This is a genomic window from Methylobacter tundripaludum SV96 (assembly GCF_000190755.2).
GTDB classification, from domain to species: domain Bacteria; phylum Pseudomonadota; class Gammaproteobacteria; order Methylococcales; family Methylomonadaceae; genus Methylobacter_A; species Methylobacter_A tundripaludum.
This window is the reverse complement of the sequence record NZ_JH109152.1, coordinates 2,243,113-2,260,782: the sequence shown is the minus strand read 5'-3', so window position 1 is coordinate 2,260,782 and position 17,670 is coordinate 2,243,113. Positions and strand designations below refer to the sequence as shown.

Sequence of the window (17,670 nt, the reverse complement as noted above, 5' to 3'; positions counted from 1 at the left end):
GTCGAAGGGCTCTTAGGATATGGTCAGTAATAACTTCCCGATATGGATTGAGTGAAATTTTTCCGTTCGCCCTGAGCTTGTCGAAGGGTGAGCGGGAAAATTTCGGCCTACCGCGTCAAGCCGATCATGCTTCGACAAGCTCAGCACGAACGGCTCGACGATCGAAAATAGTGGTTTCGGGAAGTTATTTTCAACCAAATCCTTAGCTTCCCGTTTTGTTGAGGCGCCCCCTATCTAGTCGCATTGGATCGCTGGGCTTGAACTGTCTCCTGTAGGGTGGCGAGGATCTCCTGGCATTGTGAAGAAATTAATCTTTTTCTTCCCAAGGACAGTTCGGCCGACTTGATATTCGTATTCATCCGGGAAAGCCTTAAGACCTCACCCGTTAGGTTCATAAATTGTTCGTATGCCGTCTCGGCATTGTTCAGATCTTCACTGCCACTTGGATCGGCAATGCTGCGAAGAGATCCAAGAGCCTTCCTGGCTGATTCGTCATAAGACTTGATGCTTTGCTCGATTTTATCCATCTCTTGATCGTCCGCCTCTTCAATATGTGGCTTGTGGAGAGCCAGTATTTTCAGGCTGGCAGTGAGCGCTTCATACGAGAGCGTGACGGCCTCGTTACACTTGTTGTTAGTGTTTCGGTGGATGAGGCGGCTCAAGCTCTGTTCAAAGCGTCCCATTTCTTGAGCGCCTTGCGTCGCGGAGATTTTTTGGGCTTTGAGATTGGTGTTTTGAGTTGCAAGAGCCAGAATTGTTTCGTCCAGCTTTCTAAATTGAGCCCAGCAAATATTGAATTCATTTAGAATCTCCGTCTCTCGTGGGCGTTTCTGCTGGTTGATGATGGCTTCGATTTCCTTCCGACTGCTTTCTACGTCATCAGCGGCCTTGCGCGCTCGGATCGCAAAATTTTCCGACGCCTCATCCGTAATGGCTAGAACGGCGTTCTTCTCTGCCTCAATAGCTTCGAGCAGATGAATCCTCATCGTTGATAGTAGATCAACCTTCATAGACTCCGTCTCGAATGGATTGTAACTTCCTCTATAATAGCTAAACAGTGTGAATGCTCCCAGCAGAGTAAAAGTCAGTATCCATGGCAAAAAAACATAGGATCTTTTCGTTGTTTTTGGTTCCATACTTCAGTCTCTCATCTTTGTTTGAGCTCGCTCTACGAATATCTTTTGTAGAGCCTTCTTTGGACAGAATATGCGCTAGTTCCCAATCTGGAAATTGGGAACTAGCGCAACATCCCTGTCCCTAAAGCTGCATTAAAAATTGACTGCGAAATCGCTGGAGAACAGAAATTGATCCTGCTTGGCATTGCCGAAAGGCCGGTACTGACCGCCAGTAGCAGCAACTTGTCCATCCACCCAGTCATAACGAACATTAGGGCGGATATTCAACCATTTCATTGGCTTCCAGTTCATACCGGCAGTAATGCCGTAATAGCTGGCGCCGCTGCCAAGATTACTGTTGCTGTAGTTACCCAGACCACCACTGGCGTAACTGTCTAGTCCATTGCTGGAAGCCGCAGCTACACGTTGCGGAGACCAGACCCTAAAACCGTCTTGATCGCGGAACCATTCGGCTCGAACTCCCGCAGTCAGGTTATCCTTGATGTCGTAAGTTAGATGTGTGTTGATGCCATACCATTCAGCATCTTTATTAACCCCTGTAGCTATTAAGGCTCCATTGGCGTAACCATGATCATGTTGTAACATCAGATGGGTTTTATCGGTGATATTATGCTTGAGCACGATGCTGTACAGGCCCCATTTTTTGCTGCTCTGTTCTGAAGTAGAACCATAGGTACCGCTGATATTGGCTGAAGTATTCTTATCATCGCTGGTCCAGGTGGTACCGGCCAAGCCGCCCCAGTTACCCAGTTGTTGGTTAAAACTGCCATCCCAACCACCGGTCGCGCTACCCGTGGTAGCGCCGCCCATAACTGCCCAGTTTTTATCAACCGTATAGTTTCCCATCACGCCGGTATGGGTGAACGGTTCGCCATATTGCATGGTGTACGCATGAGTGTAGAAAAAGTTATCAGGAGCCGGAACTGTCTCATACCCGATCGGCGTATAAAAGTGACCGGCCTTGATATTCAAACCATTTCCAATAGGTGCATACGCCTCGGCATAAGCTTGAGGTAATGCAATGTCGTAAAAACGGTTGCTGTCGCTGCCGAGCAAGTTAAGATCCCAATTGCCCCGGTTTTTAACAAGTCCGCTATTCACATCGAGTGCGGGAGAACCGTATGCTTGGGTAAAAATCGAATCGGTACCGAACATCGCATCGAAACGTCCGCCGAAATCCCACGCGTCGCCTTCTGCAGCCACGGCGCGTTGCACGAATATGTTTAATTGGTTCAATTGAAATTCGGCAGAACGATCACCAAAAGTAACCGGACCGTTGAACCCGTTAGTGGGGCTAGCCGCGTTGTAGGTGACGCCGGCGTTGGCCCAGCCGCCTATTTTTAAGCCAAGGTCTTTCATGAACTGGCTTTCGTTGGGGTCACCCACGGTTTCGAGTAAGGTGCTGGCTTCGGTCAAACTCTTTGCCTGTGCTACACCAAAAACAGAAATCAGCGCTATGCCCAAAGCCAGCGGCTTTAGTTTGGCGTTATTATTTAGATGGTTTTTCATATTATAAATCCTTAAGTTTAAAGCAGAATGCCTGCTTTACAACCGTAAGCAAATAAGATTCCGGCTGTGTTTGTGTTATAGGTCTTCGCTAGTTTTCAAGTTCCAGGGCATAGTTACCCTTACTTAAGATGCTGATCCAGCGCCAGATTCAATTTCAGCACATTCACTCGAGGCTCACCCAATATTCCCCATTGCCGTGCTTCCGTGTAACGATCAACCAATTCGCTTACACTGTTCGGCGACATCTGCCTGGCTTTGGCTACGCGGCTGATTTGATAGGTGGCCGCGGCAGGGCTGATATGGGGATCAAGTCCGCTGGCCGAAGCGGTCACCAAATCCACGGGTACAGCTTCCAAATGGCTAGGGTCTGCATCGCGCAACGCTTTGATGCGCGCCTGAACAGCGTCGATCAGTGCAGGATTGGTAGGCCCTTGATTGGAACCGCTGGATGCTCCGCCGTTATAGGAAGCGGGCGAAGTCGCTGAAGGTCGTCCCCAAAAATACTCGGGGCGGCTAAACGCTTGACCGATTAATTCAGAACCGAGCGGCAGCTCGTTACTGCCAAGCAGACTGCCGTTTGCCTGGCTGGAGAACAGGGTTTGCGCGCTAAACGTGACAGCCAATGGATAGGCGATGCCGGTTAGCACAGTAAAAAACAATAACATGAGTATTGCGGGTTTAATTTGGTTTGTCATTGCTGACTCCTTTGTTTGTCTTTTATCTAGCGTACCTTTGATGGCGATTGCTTGGCAGGAACGCTTTGAAAATGGTGCGCGATGCGCACCCTACAGAACTTTCTTTAATTAGAACGATAACGCAATTAAGCCAAGATCGATCAACTTAATACCTATAAACGGCACGATTACACCGCCGACACCGTAAACCAGCAAATTATTACGCAGCAATGTAGCTGCATTTTGCGGCCGGTAAGTCACGCCTTTCAACGCCAAAGGAATCAAGGCGACAATAATCAAGGCGTTAAAAATAACGGCAGCAAGTATGGCGTTGGCCGGACTGCTAAGCCCCATGATATTAAGCGCGCCTAGTTGCGGATAAGTGCTTGCAAACGCGGCCGGAACGATGGCGAAATACTTGGCCAAGTCATTAGCCAGGCTAAACGTGGTCAACGCGCCGCGCGTCATCAGCATTTGCTTGCCGGTTTCAACGATTTCGATCAGCTTGGTGGGATTAGAGTCGAGGTCGACCATGTTGCCGGCTTCCTTGGCCGCCTGAGTACCCGAATTCATCGCCACCGCCACATCGGCCTGAGCCAAAGCAGGGGCATCGTTGGTGCCGTCACCGGTCATCGCCACCAGACGGCCTTCGGCTTGGTGTTCGCGGATCAGCTTGAGTTTGGCTTCCGGCGTAGCCTCGGCCAAAAAGTCGTCGACGCCCGCTTCGGCCGCAATCGCCGCGGCTGTCAAACGGTTATCGCCGGTGATCATGATCGTTTTAATGCCCATATTGCGCAGCTCGACAAAACGCTCCTTGATGCCGCCCTTGACCGTGTCTTTCAGCTCAATAACGCCCAACACCTGTCCGCCGTCGACAACCAGCAGCGGTGTGCTGCCACGCCGCGCAACAACATCGGCGATTCGTGTCGCTTCCTCAGGGAATTTTGCCTGTTGGGCTTCCACAAAACCGCGAATGGCATCAACAGCGCCTTTACGGATTTGCCGATCGCCGATATTGACGCCGCTCATCCGGGTTTGCGCGCTAAAGGCGACAAACGTTGCACCCAGCTCGTGAATATTGCGCTCCCGGATGTCAAATTTCTGCTTGGCAAGAATAATGATGCTGCGACCTTCCGGCGTTTCGTCGGCAAGCGTTGCTAGTTGCGCGGTATCGGCCAATTCTCTTTCACTGGTCAAACCAATCGGAAAAAATGCCGAAGCTTGACGGTTACCCAGGGTAATCGTGCCGGTTTTGTCCAGCAACAACACATCCACATCGCCCGCCGCTTCAATGGCTTTACCCGAAGTGGCGATAACGTTTTTCTGCATCATCCTGCCTATGCCTGCCACACCGATGGCGGACAGCAAGCCGCCGATGGTGGTAGGAATCAGGCAGACCAGCAACGCGACCAGTACGGTGATCGAAACCGGCGTACCGGCTTTGGCGATTTCGACGCTGTACAGGGAAAACGGCAACAGAGTCACGGTGGTCAGCAAAAAAATCAGCGTCAATGCCACCAGCAAAATAGTCAGGGCAATTTCATTAGGCGTTTTTTGCCGCGATGCGCTTTCCACCATCGCAATCATGCGATCCAGGAATGCCTCACCGGGATTGGCAACGACCCTCACTACCAGCCAATCGGACAATACCCTAGTACCGCCGGTTACCGAACTGAAATCGCCGCCCGATTCGCGAATGACCGGCGCGCTTTCGCCGGTGATAGCGCTTTCATCCACACTGGCGGCGCCTTCGATGACTTCGCCGTCGGCGGGGACAAAGTCGCCCGCTTCAATCAGTACCAAGTCGCCGCGCCGTAATGTTGTGCTGGCGACTTTGGCGTATTCGGTGCTGTACTTCGGTTTATCCAATTTCTTGGCCATGATGTCGCGCTTGGCGCTACGCAATGATGCCGCTTGCGCCTTGCTGCGGCCTTCGGCGACGCTTTCCGCGAAGTTGGCAAACAACACCGTGAACCACAGCCAGAAAGTCACGGCCAACATGAAGCCGGTTTGCGTGTGGTCTCCGGAAAACAATTCCCATAGCCAGAGCCCGGTGGTCAGCAAGCTGCCGATATAGACCACGAACATCACCGGGTTTTTCCATTGTTGTTGAGGCGCCAGTTTGCGCAGGGTATCGCCTAGCGCATCCACCAGGATCTGGCTGCTAAATAGCTGTTGCGTATGTTTTTTTGTGCTCATCGATTGTTTCTCACTTTGCTTAAATTCATAGTCGTAGGCCGGAATAAGCCGGTTCGAGCGACAGCGAGAACTGGTGTTTCCGGCAAACAACTCCCAAATTCGCCGGAAACGCCACCTCGCGCTACGCGCTTGGATGGCCTTATTCCGGCCTACAAAGCTGTATTCATAATTAAATGCTCGACCACCGGCCCTAATGCCAACGCGGGTACGAAAGTCAACGCACCGACCAAAACCACGGTGCCGATAAGCAACATCACGAACAACGGCGTATGCGTCGGCAAGGTGCCTACAGTGGTTGGCACGGTCTTTTTTGCCGCCAATGAACCGGCAATAGCCAATACAGGAATCATGATCCCATAGCGCCCGAACAACATCGTGATACCCAACGCCGTGTTATAGAACGGAGAATTGGCGCTAAGACCTGCAAAAGCGCTGCCGTTGTTGCCTGCCGCGGAGGAGAATGCATAAAGAATTTCGCTAAACCCATGCGCACCGGGATTGGCAACCGCTGATTTTCCTGCCTCCACCATGATCGCCAACGATGTTCCACCCAGAATAAAGAAAGCCGGAATTAAAATGACGATAGCCGCCATTTTTATCTCGAAAGCTTCAATTTTTTTGCCGAGATACTCCGGCGTACGGCCTATCATCAGACCGGCGACAAACACTGCGATCAGTACAAAAATCAGCATCCCGTAAAGCCCGGAACCGACGCCGCCGAAAATGACTTCACCGAGTTGAATCAGCCACATCGGAATCATTCCGCCCAACGGCGTATAAGAATCGTGCATCGAATTGACTGAACCGTTCGATGCCGCTGTGGTCGCCGTCGCCCAGATCGCCGAATTGACGATGCCGAACCGCGTTTCCTTGCCTTCCATGTTGCCGCCGGATTGATCAACGCTGACGCTTTGTTCGACGCCAAGCGCAGCCAGCGCCGGATTGCCGCCTTGCTCATAACCCACCGTGACGAATAATAAGCTGACCAGCACCAGCGTCATCGCAGACAAAATCGCCCAGCCCTGACGCGGATCGCCGACCATCGTACCGAAGGTATGACACAGTGCTGCCGGGATCAGTATCAGTAACAGCATTTCCAGGAAATTGGCCAACGGCGTCGGGTTTTCGAAAGGGTGCGCCGAATTGACGTTAAAAAAACCGCCGCCGTTGGTACCCAGTTGCTTAATGGCAATTTGCGAGGCGGCAGGCCCTACTGCCAAGGTTTGTGTAGTCTTTTCCGTTGCGGTACTGACTTGCTCAACTAACGGAATGGTTTGGTAAGGTTTGAAGGTTTGCACCACGCCTTGCCCAACCAACACCAACGCCAGCACAAACGACAGTGGCAGCAGGATATACAAAGTGCCGCGGGTCAGATCCGCCCAGAAGTTGCCGATACCGTCCGCATGAGTGCGTTGAAAGCCGCGGATCATGGCAACCAAAACCGCCATGCCGGTGGCCGCCGAGACGAAGTTTTGCACACTCAAACCCAGCATCTGGGTCAGATAACTCATCGTCGTTTCGCCGCTGTAACCCTGCCAATTGGTGTTAGTGGCAAAACTGACCGCGGTATTGAATGCCGAATCGACAGTGACGTTAGCCATCTGTTGCGGGTTCAGCGGCAAATGGGCTTGCAGCATTTGCAATGCGAATACCGCCAGCCCGCCGAACAGATTGAACCAGAGCAGGGCGGCGGCGTAACTTTTCCAACCCATCTCTTGTTCCGGGTTAACGCCGCTCAAACGATAAAACCCTGCTTCCAATGGCCCCAAGATGCGCTTAAGAAGTAACGGGCGATTTTCATACACCGCCGCCATATAAACACCCAAAGGCTTAGCCAACAGCAGCAGGGCGACAAAATATAAAGTGATTTGCACTAAGCCGTTTGCAGTCATCAGAATTTCTCCGGGTAAAATAACGCCACCAGCAGATAAATGAATAATGCGAATGCGAGCAAGCCGCTCAAGCCGTAGATAATGGTCATGGTTACCTCTTTTTTGTGGATGTTCCGAATGGTTAATGTAACGGTATTGTTATAAAAAAACTGTAAAAATCGCGGTCTATCTTTACAGCGCCCAGATCATCAAATTCGGTTGTTGTGTAGCATTTACTTTGAAATTGGTTATGCCCCTGGGGGCTTCTGAGCGTGCAACGGGCTCATCACGAACGAACACTAACTAAGCTGGTGAGTCTCCTTCGGCTACGCTCAGGAGTCTGGTCAAACAATCGCAGCGCTATGAAGTATTGCCTGTTTGCGAACGATGATAAATCCGTACAAACACCAGTTTTAATGGTTTGCAGGAAAATCGTCGGCGATGTGAATCAGCGATAAATTTTTCCGGCATCCGCATCAATACGCCTGAATCTGTGGCTGTTGTGTGAATAGGTTATGGTTCTGTCGCAAATAGTGCCTCACTTATTTGCGACAAAGTCATCCTGCTAAAGCCATCCATGGCTTATAGGACGGGGAGTGGGGGACTTTCCACGGTCATGATCGCTAACAACGTTCCAGAGAAACGCAACACTCAATACTGGCTGCCGGCTAGCGGTTAATCGGAAGGGGCTTTATGATTGTCTAACGACATTGTGTGTGTGCATCTTAACTACAGCCAACCGGCCCTTTTCAGGCGTAAATACAGCAGCAGACTGCACAACGCCACACCGCCGACCACCGCCGGATAGCTGTATTCCCAATCCAGCTCCGGCATGTGCCTGAAATTCATGCCGTACCAGCTAAATACCATGGTAGGTATCGCCAAGATCGCCCCCCAACCAGCCAGCCGTTTGACGACTTCGTTTTGCCGCACCGTTTCAAAGGTCAGATGCACCTGCATCGCCGCGAACAACATCTCGCGCATGCCGTGAATCGCCTGATCGATGCGTTTGATGTGATCGGCAATATCGCGAAAATACACCCGTACATCTTTGGGAATAGCCTCTTTATGAAAGCGCATCAGCTCATTGCAGATATCAATGACCGGATTAATGGCGCTTTCCAATAGCAGCAACTCGCGCTTCAGTTCGTAAAGGCCTTCCATGGTCTGCTGGCTGGGCCGGTATTCGAATATTGCCGACTCCAACACATCGAAGCGTTCCTGTAAACCGTCGATAACCGGCATATAGTTATCGACGATAAAATCCATGATCGAATACAACGCAAATCCCGGCCCTTTGGCCAATTGCTTCGGCATGGCCTCGCAACGCTCCCTTACTTTGCTGTGACTAGTTGAATAGCCGTGCCTGACTGTCACCAGAAAACGCGGCCCGAGAAAAAAATGGGTTTCTCCGAACTCAATCTGATCTCCGTAAGGATGGGCGGTATGCAACACCATGAACAGCGATTCGCCGTATTCCTCGATTTTAGGACGTTGATGTGCCATGCAGGCATCTTCGATAGCTAAGTCATGCAAGCCGAATTCCTGCTGGATTTTAATCAACAACTCACTGTTCGCTTCGCGCAAACCCAGCCAGACAAAGGTATGTTCCCGTTGCAGCACTTCGCTGATGTCTTCTATTCTCACATCGCCGATACTGACACCGTTTTGATAGGCCACGCATCTCATGACCCTGCTGCTGTCAATTTGCTCTGTCACAAGCTTCTCCCTCTGTACGGCCGGAGCCATGCCAATAATTTCCGGTATTTTAAATAGGGGGCAGAAACGAGTCTTGCTCCAGGCGTTGAACCTGAGTTGAGTCTTTCATGCTTGTTCTTCATTGGGGCCGGGTACTGGCCGGTCTTCGGCTGTGTTCAATGACAACTGCTTCCCCATCGCCGTTATGCGCTCGTTCAGTCGGGCCAATTGACATTTGTCAAAACTAACCATTGTGGTGGAACGTGATCCAGTCGGTGCTGATTTTGTCCCAATCCTGGAGTGCCAAACCATAAGAGGTGAACAGTTCGCGAATCTGGAGCGAATCCCACTTGAGGACATCCTCAAGAATTGGCACCAACACGCCGACCGCGCTGTCGCTGAGCACGGTGCGGTTGGCGATACGGCCGATGGATTTCGTCTCCGACACGGCGATGGTGTGACCGTCGCGGCTATTCACGTCGTGCATGACGTAAAGATCCGAGCTGCCGTCGCCAACATAGATGACTCGGTCCGGGCTCATCTGGAGCTTGAGCTCAAGCTCCTGCAGAACGGCAACCTTACCGTTACCTGCGGGTACACGGAGGACCGCGCAAATCTCACCCGTTTCAGAATCGAAGTCCAATTCGGTGCCGAATATGTTCTCCGGCGGGACTATGCCTTCGAGCGCCGAACACACGACTTCTCTCGGCCCGGCGGAGATCACGAAAAACTGGAAGCGGTTTCCACCCACACCTTCGCTCAAGATTTTGGCGAACAACTCGACATTATCTTTGAGCCGGACGCGCTTGCCTGCTTCAATAAGGTGCTCGCGGCGAACGCCACGGAATGCAGGGTCGTGCCGCAACAGGTAAGCCAGCTCAGCGCCAGACTGAACAAGGTTCGAGCGCGCGAGCCCCCCGACTTTCTTCTCGAAATCGGAAATACCCAGTATTTCTGCCATTTTAAAAGAGGGTGCAGAAGCCGGTCTTGCTTCAGGCGTTGGCTAGTTAACCGACCGGTCTTGGTCTGTGTTCGATGACAACTGCTTTTCCAGCGCCGCCATGCGCTCGTGCAGTCGAGCTAACTCTTCGAGAATCCGGCTTTCCCCGGTTTGAATGCGACCGGTCTCCTGTTCGATTTGCTGAACATCCATCCCCAAGACATGCATATTTCTGCCGATCAATGCCACCGAAATCAGGGCGGTGAACAGTGAAAAAAATACCAGTCCAAACAAAATCAGCCCCGCTGCCAGCAAACGCCCAAAAAAGGAGACCGGAACCACGTCGCCGAAGCCTACATGGGTCATCGTTACCCAGGCGGACCAAATGCCGTCCAAGGGCGACTTGATATTGGGATCGATCAGGAAAAGTATCAACCCGACAACCAAGGTCGCCATGGTCGCAAGCAAGACCAGATGTTTCAGATTCTTAACCTTGAAGAGATCGATCCTGAGGTTGTTCCCCCATTGAATCGCATTATGACATTCGGCTAACCAACGCATATATTTTATCCTTCTCTAGTTTGTTATTTGATCAATCGTAATATCAAAGCATCCGCTCGGTATCAGGTACTGACGAGTCTCTGAGACTGATCCAAGCCAATCAGTGGAAACCTATCAGAATTCCTCAATGATTTTCCCGGTTGCCAAGTCACACAGCATAAACCAGTCCAAACCGTCATGCGCCTGTATCTGAAATCGCACCACGAAATCCCCGCGCCGATGCAGCATTCGTTGTTTCTCAATTATTCCCGGATGCAGACGCAGCGCCTCTCGTTGGCAGGGCTCGATGTTGACTTTACTGGGAGGCAATGCATAGCGGTCGGTAATATTCGCATCCGCGCCGACGACCTCCCTATAGGTCGCCAATCTCGATAAAGTATCCGCTGAATGAGCTAGGTTTGAAAATGCAGTCTGAGCCACAAGACTCACCATCAAAATCAAAACTTTTTTAATAAACTTGCTATTCATGGAAGCGCCTCGTAAAAACTGTAAGGAAATCGCTTGAATTAATCCTGGCCCAATCGGTGCTTTATTGATTTCAAAAACAGCCAATCATGCCAAACTGATCATCAAGCAATTAACTGCATGATATAAAAAACGCTGTAAAAAAATTGTAAAAACTAAGCTCGATGCTATAAATTTTTTTGGGGCCAATGTGGGGCATAAAGGAGTAAGGCAAAACAATTTAAGAGATCACACCGGTTGCCCCAGTATCGGAAAAACGGCGGCCAAGCCTTTAGTGATGAACTCCACCGCGATGGATAAAATAATCAAACCGAATACGCGGGTAATCACATTCATACCGGTTGTGCCCAGCCAATCGGCAATTTTTTCCGCCATCAGCAAACACAGCAGCACCAGCGTTGCCACCGTCGCGATAACGCAACCGGCCAGAAAATCATGGTTCCAGGAGGGGTTCAGGTTATGGTAGACAATCACGCTACTCATTGCGCCGGGACCGCTGAGCAGCGGAATTGCCATCGGCACCACGGCGATAGATGCTTTATCGACCGACTCGGCCCGCTCCTCCGGCGTGTTTCTGGAGCGGTCATGCGAAGCCTTGAGCATCGAAATCCCCATTAACAAAATGACAATGCCGCCCGCAATCTGAAACGAGGGAATGCCGATACCGAAAAGCGCCAGCATAAACTTGCCGTCCACCAATGAAAACATCAGTACGGCACCCACCGACATTGCACAAACCCAGGCGATATGCTGCCGCTCATCGGAACTTCGATGCTCGGTCAGGCTGATGAACAACGGGATCGCGCCGATAGGGTCCACCACCGACAGCAGCCCGGCCAGCAGTTTGATGAATTCGTCTAATTCCGTCATTGTTATTCCACGGCAGTGCCAACAAATTTCATTAAGACTTCATCGTAAGGGATATGATGCCCGGAAAACTTGGCAAGCATCATTTGCGACTCATGAACAAGCGTTGCCGCTTTATCCTGCGATAAATCCACCAAGGGTTTTCGGCATGATCCTACCTTCATACCCGCACGGTTCATTATCGATTTGATCGGGGCCGGGTTTGAACCCGATTTTAGTAAGGCGCGGCAGAAACCATGAATAGCATGCATAATGTTCCTGGACCGATTCAAATCCGAACGCATGAAACTGGCGACCAGTTCGTCCATCACTCGCGGCATAATGTTTGCCGCCACCGAAATCACGCCCACACCGCCGACTGCAAGAATGGGCAAGGTCAGCGAATCATCGCCGGAAAATACCGAGAAAGGCCGGTCAAGTTGGGCAGACCGGTAAATAACCTCGGTAATTTGATCAAGATCGCCGTTAGATGCTTTTAGCCCGGTTATTGACGGACATTTTTCGCACAGCTCCATGATCAGGTCGGCGCCAAGATCGATTCCGGTTCGGCTGGGGATGTTATAAAGGATGAGCGGTATGCCCACTTTATCCAGTTCCTGAAAATGCGCGAGTATGCCTTCGGGACTGGGCCTGTTGTAATAAGGCGTTACCACCAAGCAGGCATCGGCGCCAAGTTCGGCTGCCCGCTCGGTGAATCTCAGCGCTTCCCGCGTGCTGTTCGAACCGGTTCCGGGAATAACTTTGAGATTTGTATCTCGGGCCGCCTCGATCACTGTCGACATAACCGCCTCCCATTCCTCTTTCAGCAGCGTCGGCGATTCGCCGGTAGTGCCGCAAGGCACAATCGCCGCAGTGTTGCTGTCGGCGTGCAGCTTGACCAGTTCGGCGAGTTTGTCCCGGTTGACGGATTGTTCAGCATCGTCGGTAAAGGGGGTAATAAGCGCTGCAACAGAACCTTTCAATAATTTCATGGTATTTTCCATTTCGGATAAACGATATTGATGAAACCGCAAGCATGTAAGATTTATAGAGTTGCGACCGTCTGCCTGGCCGATCACCATAAACCAACCTGTTAACTCCCCTTTTCCAGCCGGTCGCGAAGCTTATTTTCCAGGTATAAAAGCATGTTTTTCGGCTTTGTGAGGACGCTTCAGCGATCATCGCGTTAACATTCAAGTCCGGTTCGTATGCCGGCACAGGCGCTGGATTTGCCGGAGTAAAGCCGAATTTTACCAAGCCTAAAACGGTTTGCGGCGAGCTGTTTTTAATGCCGATTTCCAGAGGTTCCCGTTCTGTGAACGTGCCGAACAGCCGATCCCATATTGAAAAAACCGCACCGTAGTTAGAGTCGTGTTCACTACGTTCCGTTGAATGGTGCGCGCGGTGCAAATAGGGCGCGATAATGGCCTGCCCCAAGCGTTTCTCGCCGCGAAATGAAATATTGCTGTGATGAAACATGACGAACAAGGTCAATAAAGTTTCATTGGTCAGCACCATCGTTTTATCTACGCCAAGCAGGACAATATATGAAGATTTCAGCACGGTGATGATTAACAGTTCGACAATATGCAGTCGAAATGCGGTCGAGACATTCAAATAAGGGTCGTTGTGGTGCACTTTGTGGAACATCCACAGACTATCGAAGCTGTGGCTGATTCTGTGCCAGCAATAAAGCAGCAAATCGAGCAACAAAAACGACAACAGGGCTTTCCAGGCAGAACCTTCGACATAACTTAGCAGCCCCCGGCCCGAATAACGGTCGGCCACCATCAACAAAGGCGTCACCGACGCTGAGATAATAAGACTGTTAAAAATAAACAGACCGGCATTGGTTTGGTAAGACTGACGCAACTGTTTAACAGGCAATCTGCGTTTGGGGAAGCTAAACTCAAGGGCGGCCAATACGACAAAAGCAATCAGCAGGATAAATGCGGCTGAGTCTCCGGGCATGCTTGAGAATCCTGTAAAATTGGATTCAATAAAGGTGATGAGTGACGTAATTTCGCTAGACATTGACTTTTCCTGAGTACAAAACTGCGCTAACTTTGGTGCAGGTAAGAGCAGTGACAAATATTTCATCATTGACCAAAGAACCGGGTAGTTGCGGCGGCTCTTTGGTACTCGAAACTTCAGAACCGTGCCGCTTAGATCATACGCTCAGCGCAATCGGCAAGTATCTCCGCTTCAAAGGAAGTCGCTTTAGAATTTCTGATGATGCTTTTCGGCAAACAGGTTTGGTACTGTTTAAATCCCGCTTGCGAAATAAATACGACCTCAATGCCGGGAATGCCGCAGAGATATTTCAAAAGGCCCAATGCAGCACAGCCGGTCGATTTAATATAAATTCTCGGCTTCTCGCACCGGCTTTTTATGAACTTCGAAAGCTCGTCGAGTCCATCAACCGTATTTTTGAATCGCCGTAAAAATACGGTTGTTCCCTCGCTACGCTGGACGAGCAGCCATGAATTTTCATCATTATCAAGACCAAAATAGGTTTGAATTGTCATGGAATGTTTTTCACCTTGTTGTTAAGACAGGATCTATCTTATGTAATTACCCATAAAATTTATGTAAAGCGTTACGGTAAATGTATAAAGGTTTTGTAAAAACATACCGGGAGGTAAAAGAAGGGATATTTTGATCGTCTTTTAGATAAAAACTAAATTCAAGTCGCCCCGGATAGGATGTCCACATGAATCTAGAAAAATAGACATCAATGTTATGCGCTTTCAACCCCGGTGACGGGATTTGCCCAACATGATCTTGGTGATGTTACGGTTTTGGCGAAATTCAGGATTTCTTTGCTTATATCGGGGCCTAACAAGGTCGGCGTTCCGCAGAGGTCACGATCCATTGTGATTGAAGACTGGTAACAGATCGCTTGACAGCACGCACCAGTCGCTCGGCGATAATATTAAACTTACAGCCAACCGGCCTTTTTCAAGCGCACATACAGCAGCAGACTGCACAACGCCACGCCGCCAACCACCGCCGGATAGCTGTATTCCCAATCCAGCTCCGGCATGTGCCTGAAGTTCATGCCGTACCAGCTGAAGACCATGGTCGGTATCGCCAGGATCGCCCCCCAACCGGCCAAGCCTTTGACGACTTCGTTCTGCCGCACCGTTTCAAAAGTCAGATGCACCTGCATCGCCGCCACCAACATCTCCCGCATGCCATGAATCGCCTGATCGATGCGTTTGATGTGATCGGCAATATCGCGAAAATACACCCCCACATCCTTGGAAATAACCCCGCCATGAAAACGCATCAGCTCGTTGCAAATATCGATGACCGGGTTAATGGCGCTTTCCAGCTGCAACAACTCGCGCTTTAGTTCGTAAAGGCCTTCGATGGTCTGCCGACTGGGCCGGTATTCAAATATCGCCGACTCCAGCACATCGAACCGCTCCTGCAAGCCGTCGATAACCGGCACATAGTTGTCGACGATAAAATCCATGATCGAATACAACGCAAATCCGGGCCCTTTGGCCAGTTGCTCCGGCATGGCCTCGCAACGCTCCCTGACTTTGCTGTGGCTGCGTGAAGCGCCGTGCCTGACCGTCACCAGAAAACGCGGCCCGAGGAAAATATGGGTTTCACCAAACTCGACCTGATCTTCGGCAAGGTGGGCGGTGTGCAGCACCATGAACAGCGATTCGCCGTATTCCTCGATTTTCGGGCGCTGATGCGCCGCACAGGCATCTTCGATAGCCAAGTCATGCAGCCCGAATTCCTCCTGGATTTTGGCTAGCAACGCGGCATTTGCCTCATGCAAACCCAGCCAGACAAAGGTATGTTCCCGTTTCAATACCTCGCTGATGTCTTCGATGGTCACATCGCCGATGCTGACGCCGTTTTGATAGGCCACGCATTTCATGACCATGCTGTTGTCAATTTGCCCCGTCAAAAGCTTCTCCCGTTATTTGGCAATGGTAATGATCGGCGCGCCTTGCTGCGCCAGATCGGTCATGGTCATTTGAAAAACCTGGCATAACAGCCGAAAGCCTTCGCGATTCCATTGATAGCCGGATTCAGCTTTAAGCGCGTAGTGCCAATCGCCAAACTGCACACGGGTATCGGCAGCCGCCGACTCATCATCGCTAACCAGCAATGCCATGGTATTCACCGGATTCTCACTAACGTTAGGCGTTTGCGGATGTTTGGCAACGGTATATTCCGGGTCATCACTAATGGACTGACCGATAAAATTCAGCACATTATGAAAGCTGCGCAAGCGAAAAACCCCGTGTATCGGCCATTCGCCGCCCGGATAACCGGGCCGGATATCGACACTGACATCATTAACTGCGCCTTTATCGGCTTCTGCATTCAAACGAATGCGCTCCTCGTTGCTTAGCGTCGTCGGATCGTAATTGGTCAACAGGATATGCCCGGTCACCCGCTTGCTCAATGTGACTTCCTTACGCTCGGCCTGATATTCGATCTTGAATTCTTTTTGCAGATCGGCCATTTGTTCCGCCGTCAACGATCCGGCCGGCAAGGTCCAATGCCGGTCAAACATCAACGGTTCGACAAACAACTTGTGTCTATCCTGGATCGACGACAAATGCAGCACGGCTTGCCGAAACAACCGGTAGCCTTCGGCATCGCCGGGTTTGTTCAGATAAATGCCGCTCTGGCCGTTGTCGTAAATCCGTAATTCACCGGCCAGCAGGCGCAGAATCAAGTCCACATCAGCGCCTTGCCGCAACAGCATGGTCAGTTTGTTTTCTTGAAATGGCGTCAGCAAACGGCGGGTAAACTCCTCGCCTTCAATCGGCACGATGCTGATGGTCGGGTTCTCGGAAATCGTACCGCCAAACACCGGCGTCAATAACGAGCCGGTTTCACCGGTAAACGCCGGTGTCGCCCCGGCATTAAATTGAAAATTAAAAGTCGCGGCAATATTGGAAACGCCGGTGAAATGCATGGGTTGATGCTGATGGGAACGGGCAATATTTAAAAGCAGCTGCTTGGACAGAATATCCGCGGTTGCCTTGTCATACTCGATTACCGCATGATCCAGCGCCATCGGTGAAAAGCAACCTTGCAGGCCGCATAAAGTCAGTATCGTCAGCCATCTTGCAGTGGCCTTGGTTAATACTACCGACGGGTAGAGATTGAAGATCATGTCGTCCCTTTGAATTTGGCAAATTTGTAATTCCATCAATTGTAATATCAAATCACTCGTTAGGCATCAGGCACGAATGGAATTCCTGTGACTCAACACTGCCAAACCATCAGAATACATCATCGATCAGCTTCTGCTCACGGATGATTTTACCGGTTTTCAAGTCGCACAGCGCAAACCACTCCGAACCGCCACGCGTCTGTATCTCAAGCCGCACCCAAAAATCTCCGTGCCGATGTAATATTTGTTGTTTCTCAATGACGCCAGGATGCCGAAGCAGCCCTTCCCGTTGGCAGGGTTCGATGTAAACCTTGTTGGGAGGCAGCGTATAGCGGTCGGTCATGTTCGCATTCGTGCCGACGATCCCCCTATCGGCCGTCAATCCCGATAGCGTATCCACTGTATAAAAGGTGTTTGAAAATGCAGCCTGCGTCATAAGACTCGACATCAGGATCATAAAAAATTTAATGAACTTGTTATTCATAAAAGCGCCTCGTAAAAACTTGCAGGGAAAACGCTTGAATTATTCCCGACCCCATCGCCGCTGTATTGATTCCAAAAACAGCCGTTCCTGTAAAAACCGGTCATCAAGCAATTAACTGCATGTTAATAAAAA

General features: G+C 50.6%; 17 protein-coding genes. All 17 read right to left on the bottom strand.

Features of this window, described 5'->3' with window-relative positions; all coding sequences use genetic code 11:
* Positions 1-230: 230 nt before the first annotated feature.
* Complete coding sequence (locus tag METTU_RS10150; protein WP_006891405.1) at positions 231-1,136, bottom strand: MCP four helix bundle domain-containing protein; 906 nt, start codon at positions 1,134-1,136, stop codon at positions 231-233.
* Positions 1,137-1,268: 132 nt separating this feature from the next.
* Positions 1,269-2,645 carry a porin gene (locus tag METTU_RS10145; RefSeq protein ID WP_006891404.1) on the bottom strand — a complete coding sequence of 459 codons (1,377 nt, stop codon included), beginning with the start codon at positions 2,643-2,645 and terminating at the stop codon, positions 1,269-1,271.
* A gap of 119 nt (positions 2,646-2,764) precedes the next feature.
* A complete protein-coding gene (kdpC, locus tag METTU_RS10140; RefSeq protein ID WP_006891403.1) occupies positions 2,765-3,340 on the bottom strand; it encodes a potassium-transporting ATPase subunit KdpC in 576 nt (191 codons plus the stop codon).
* A gap of 108 nt (positions 3,341-3,448) precedes the next feature.
* Positions 3,449-5,518 (bottom strand): potassium-transporting ATPase subunit KdpB, encoded by a 2,070-nt coding sequence (gene kdpB, locus METTU_RS10135; RefSeq protein ID WP_006891402.1) that lies wholly within the window; start codon positions 5,516-5,518, stop codon positions 3,449-3,451.
* A 149-nt stretch (positions 5,519-5,667) separates the two neighbouring features.
* Positions 5,668-7,410: a potassium-transporting ATPase subunit KdpA gene (kdpA, locus tag METTU_RS10130; RefSeq protein WP_006891401.1), complete on the bottom strand. Its 1,743-nt coding sequence runs from the start codon at positions 7,408-7,410 to the stop codon at positions 5,668-5,670.
* A complete protein-coding gene (gene kdpF / locus METTU_RS22420; RefSeq protein ID WP_081466901.1) occupies positions 7,410-7,499 on the bottom strand; it encodes a K(+)-transporting ATPase subunit F in 90 nt (29 codons plus the stop codon). Before kdpF ends, kdpA begins: the two co-directional genes overlap by 1 nt.
* Before the next feature lie 619 nt (positions 7,500-8,118).
* Positions 8,119-9,138, bottom strand: coding sequence for a magnesium/cobalt transporter CorA (gene corA / locus METTU_RS10125; RefSeq protein WP_006891400.1), 1,020 nt, complete (start codon positions 9,136-9,138; stop codon positions 8,119-8,121).
* A gap of 193 nt (positions 9,139-9,331) precedes the next feature.
* On the bottom strand, positions 9,332-10,048 hold the full coding sequence (locus tag METTU_RS10120) for a haloacid dehalogenase-like hydrolase (protein WP_006891399.1): 717 nt from the start codon (positions 10,046-10,048) through the stop codon (positions 9,332-9,334).
* Positions 10,049-10,090: 42 nt separating this feature from the next.
* Complete coding sequence (locus METTU_RS10115) at positions 10,091-10,588, bottom strand: potassium channel family protein (RefSeq protein WP_006891398.1); 498 nt, start codon at positions 10,586-10,588, stop codon at positions 10,091-10,093.
* A 114-nt stretch (positions 10,589-10,702) separates the two neighbouring features.
* Positions 10,703-11,056, bottom strand: a complete 354-nt coding sequence (locus METTU_RS10110; protein ID WP_006891397.1) for a hypothetical protein — start codon at positions 11,054-11,056, stop codon at positions 10,703-10,705.
* A gap of 225 nt (positions 11,057-11,281) precedes the next feature.
* On the bottom strand, positions 11,282-11,923 hold the full coding sequence (locus tag METTU_RS10105) for a MarC family protein (RefSeq protein WP_006891396.1): 642 nt from the start codon (positions 11,921-11,923) through the stop codon (positions 11,282-11,284).
* 2 nt (positions 11,924-11,925) lie between these two features.
* Positions 11,926-12,891, bottom strand: a complete 966-nt coding sequence (dapA, locus tag METTU_RS10100) for a 4-hydroxy-tetrahydrodipicolinate synthase (RefSeq protein WP_006891395.1) — start codon at positions 12,889-12,891, stop codon at positions 11,926-11,928.
* Positions 12,833-13,933, bottom strand: a complete 1,101-nt coding sequence (locus tag METTU_RS10095; RefSeq protein ID WP_006891394.1) for a sterol desaturase family protein — start codon at positions 13,931-13,933, stop codon at positions 12,833-12,835. The genes dapA and METTU_RS10095 overlap by 59 nt, the downstream gene beginning before the upstream one ends.
* Before the next feature lie 131 nt (positions 13,934-14,064).
* On the bottom strand, positions 14,065-14,427 hold the full coding sequence (locus METTU_RS10090; protein WP_006891392.1) for an IS110 family transposase: 363 nt from the start codon (positions 14,425-14,427) through the stop codon (positions 14,065-14,067).
* A gap of 413 nt (positions 14,428-14,840) precedes the next feature.
* Positions 14,841-15,806 (bottom strand): magnesium and cobalt transport protein CorA, encoded by a 966-nt coding sequence (locus METTU_RS10085; RefSeq protein ID WP_040580393.1) that lies wholly within the window; start codon positions 15,804-15,806, stop codon positions 14,841-14,843.
* A gap of 36 nt (positions 15,807-15,842) precedes the next feature.
* On the bottom strand, positions 15,843-17,054 hold the full coding sequence (locus METTU_RS10080; protein WP_006891390.1) for a hypothetical protein: 1,212 nt from the start codon (positions 17,052-17,054) through the stop codon (positions 15,843-15,845).
* A gap of 109 nt (positions 17,055-17,163) precedes the next feature.
* Complete coding sequence (locus tag METTU_RS10075) at positions 17,164-17,538, bottom strand: hypothetical protein (protein WP_006891389.1); 375 nt, start codon at positions 17,536-17,538, stop codon at positions 17,164-17,166.
* Between the last annotated feature and the right edge of the window lie 132 nt (positions 17,539-17,670).

Excerpts from the sequence above, each read along its gene's own strand:
- METTU_RS10150 (WP_006891405.1), bottom strand. The coding sequence starts at position 1,136 with ATGGAACCAAAAACAACGAAAAGATCCTATGTTTTTTTGCCATGGATA.
- METTU_RS10145 (WP_006891404.1), bottom strand. The coding sequence starts at position 2,645 with ATGAAAAACCATCTAAATAATAACGCCAAACTAAAGCCGCTGGCTTTG.
- kdpC (WP_006891403.1), bottom strand. The coding sequence starts at position 3,340 with ATGACAAACCAAATTAAACCCGCAATACTCATGTTATTGTTTTTTACT.
- kdpB (WP_006891402.1), bottom strand. The coding sequence starts at position 5,518 with ATGAGCACAAAAAAACATACGCAACAGCTATTTAGCAGCCAGATCCTG.
- kdpA (WP_006891401.1), bottom strand. The coding sequence starts at position 7,410 with ATGACTGCAAACGGCTTAGTGCAAATCACTTTATATTTTGTCGCCCTG.
- kdpF (WP_081466901.1), bottom strand. The coding sequence starts at position 7,499 with ATGACCATTATCTACGGCTTGAGCGGCTTGCTCGCATTCGCATTATTC.
- corA (WP_006891400.1), bottom strand. The coding sequence starts at position 9,138 with ATGGCTCCGGCCGTACAGAGGGAGAAGCTTGTGACAGAGCAAATTGAC.
- METTU_RS10120 (WP_006891399.1), bottom strand. The coding sequence starts at position 10,048 with ATGGCAGAAATACTGGGTATTTCCGATTTCGAGAAGAAAGTCGGGGGG.
- METTU_RS10115 (WP_006891398.1), bottom strand. The coding sequence starts at position 10,588 with ATGCGTTGGTTAGCCGAATGTCATAATGCGATTCAATGGGGGAACAAC.
- METTU_RS10110 (WP_006891397.1), bottom strand. The coding sequence starts at position 11,056 with ATGAATAGCAAGTTTATTAAAAAAGTTTTGATTTTGATGGTGAGTCTT.
- METTU_RS10105 (WP_006891396.1), bottom strand. The coding sequence starts at position 11,923 with ATGACGGAATTAGACGAATTCATCAAACTGCTGGCCGGGCTGCTGTCG.
- dapA (WP_006891395.1), bottom strand. The coding sequence starts at position 12,891 with ATGAAATTATTGAAAGGTTCTGTTGCAGCGCTTATTACCCCCTTTACC.
- METTU_RS10095 (WP_006891394.1), bottom strand. The coding sequence starts at position 13,933 with ATGTCTAGCGAAATTACGTCACTCATCACCTTTATTGAATCCAATTTT.
- METTU_RS10090 (WP_006891392.1), bottom strand. The coding sequence starts at position 14,427 with ATGACAATTCAAACCTATTTTGGTCTTGATAATGATGAAAATTCATGG.
- METTU_RS10085 (WP_040580393.1), bottom strand. The coding sequence starts at position 15,806 with ATGGTCATGAAATGCGTGGCCTATCAAAACGGCGTCAGCATCGGCGAT.
- METTU_RS10080 (WP_006891390.1), bottom strand. The coding sequence starts at position 17,054 with ATGATCTTCAATCTCTACCCGTCGGTAGTATTAACCAAGGCCACTGCA.
- METTU_RS10075 (WP_006891389.1), bottom strand. The coding sequence starts at position 17,538 with ATGAATAACAAGTTCATTAAATTTTTTATGATCCTGATGTCGAGTCTT.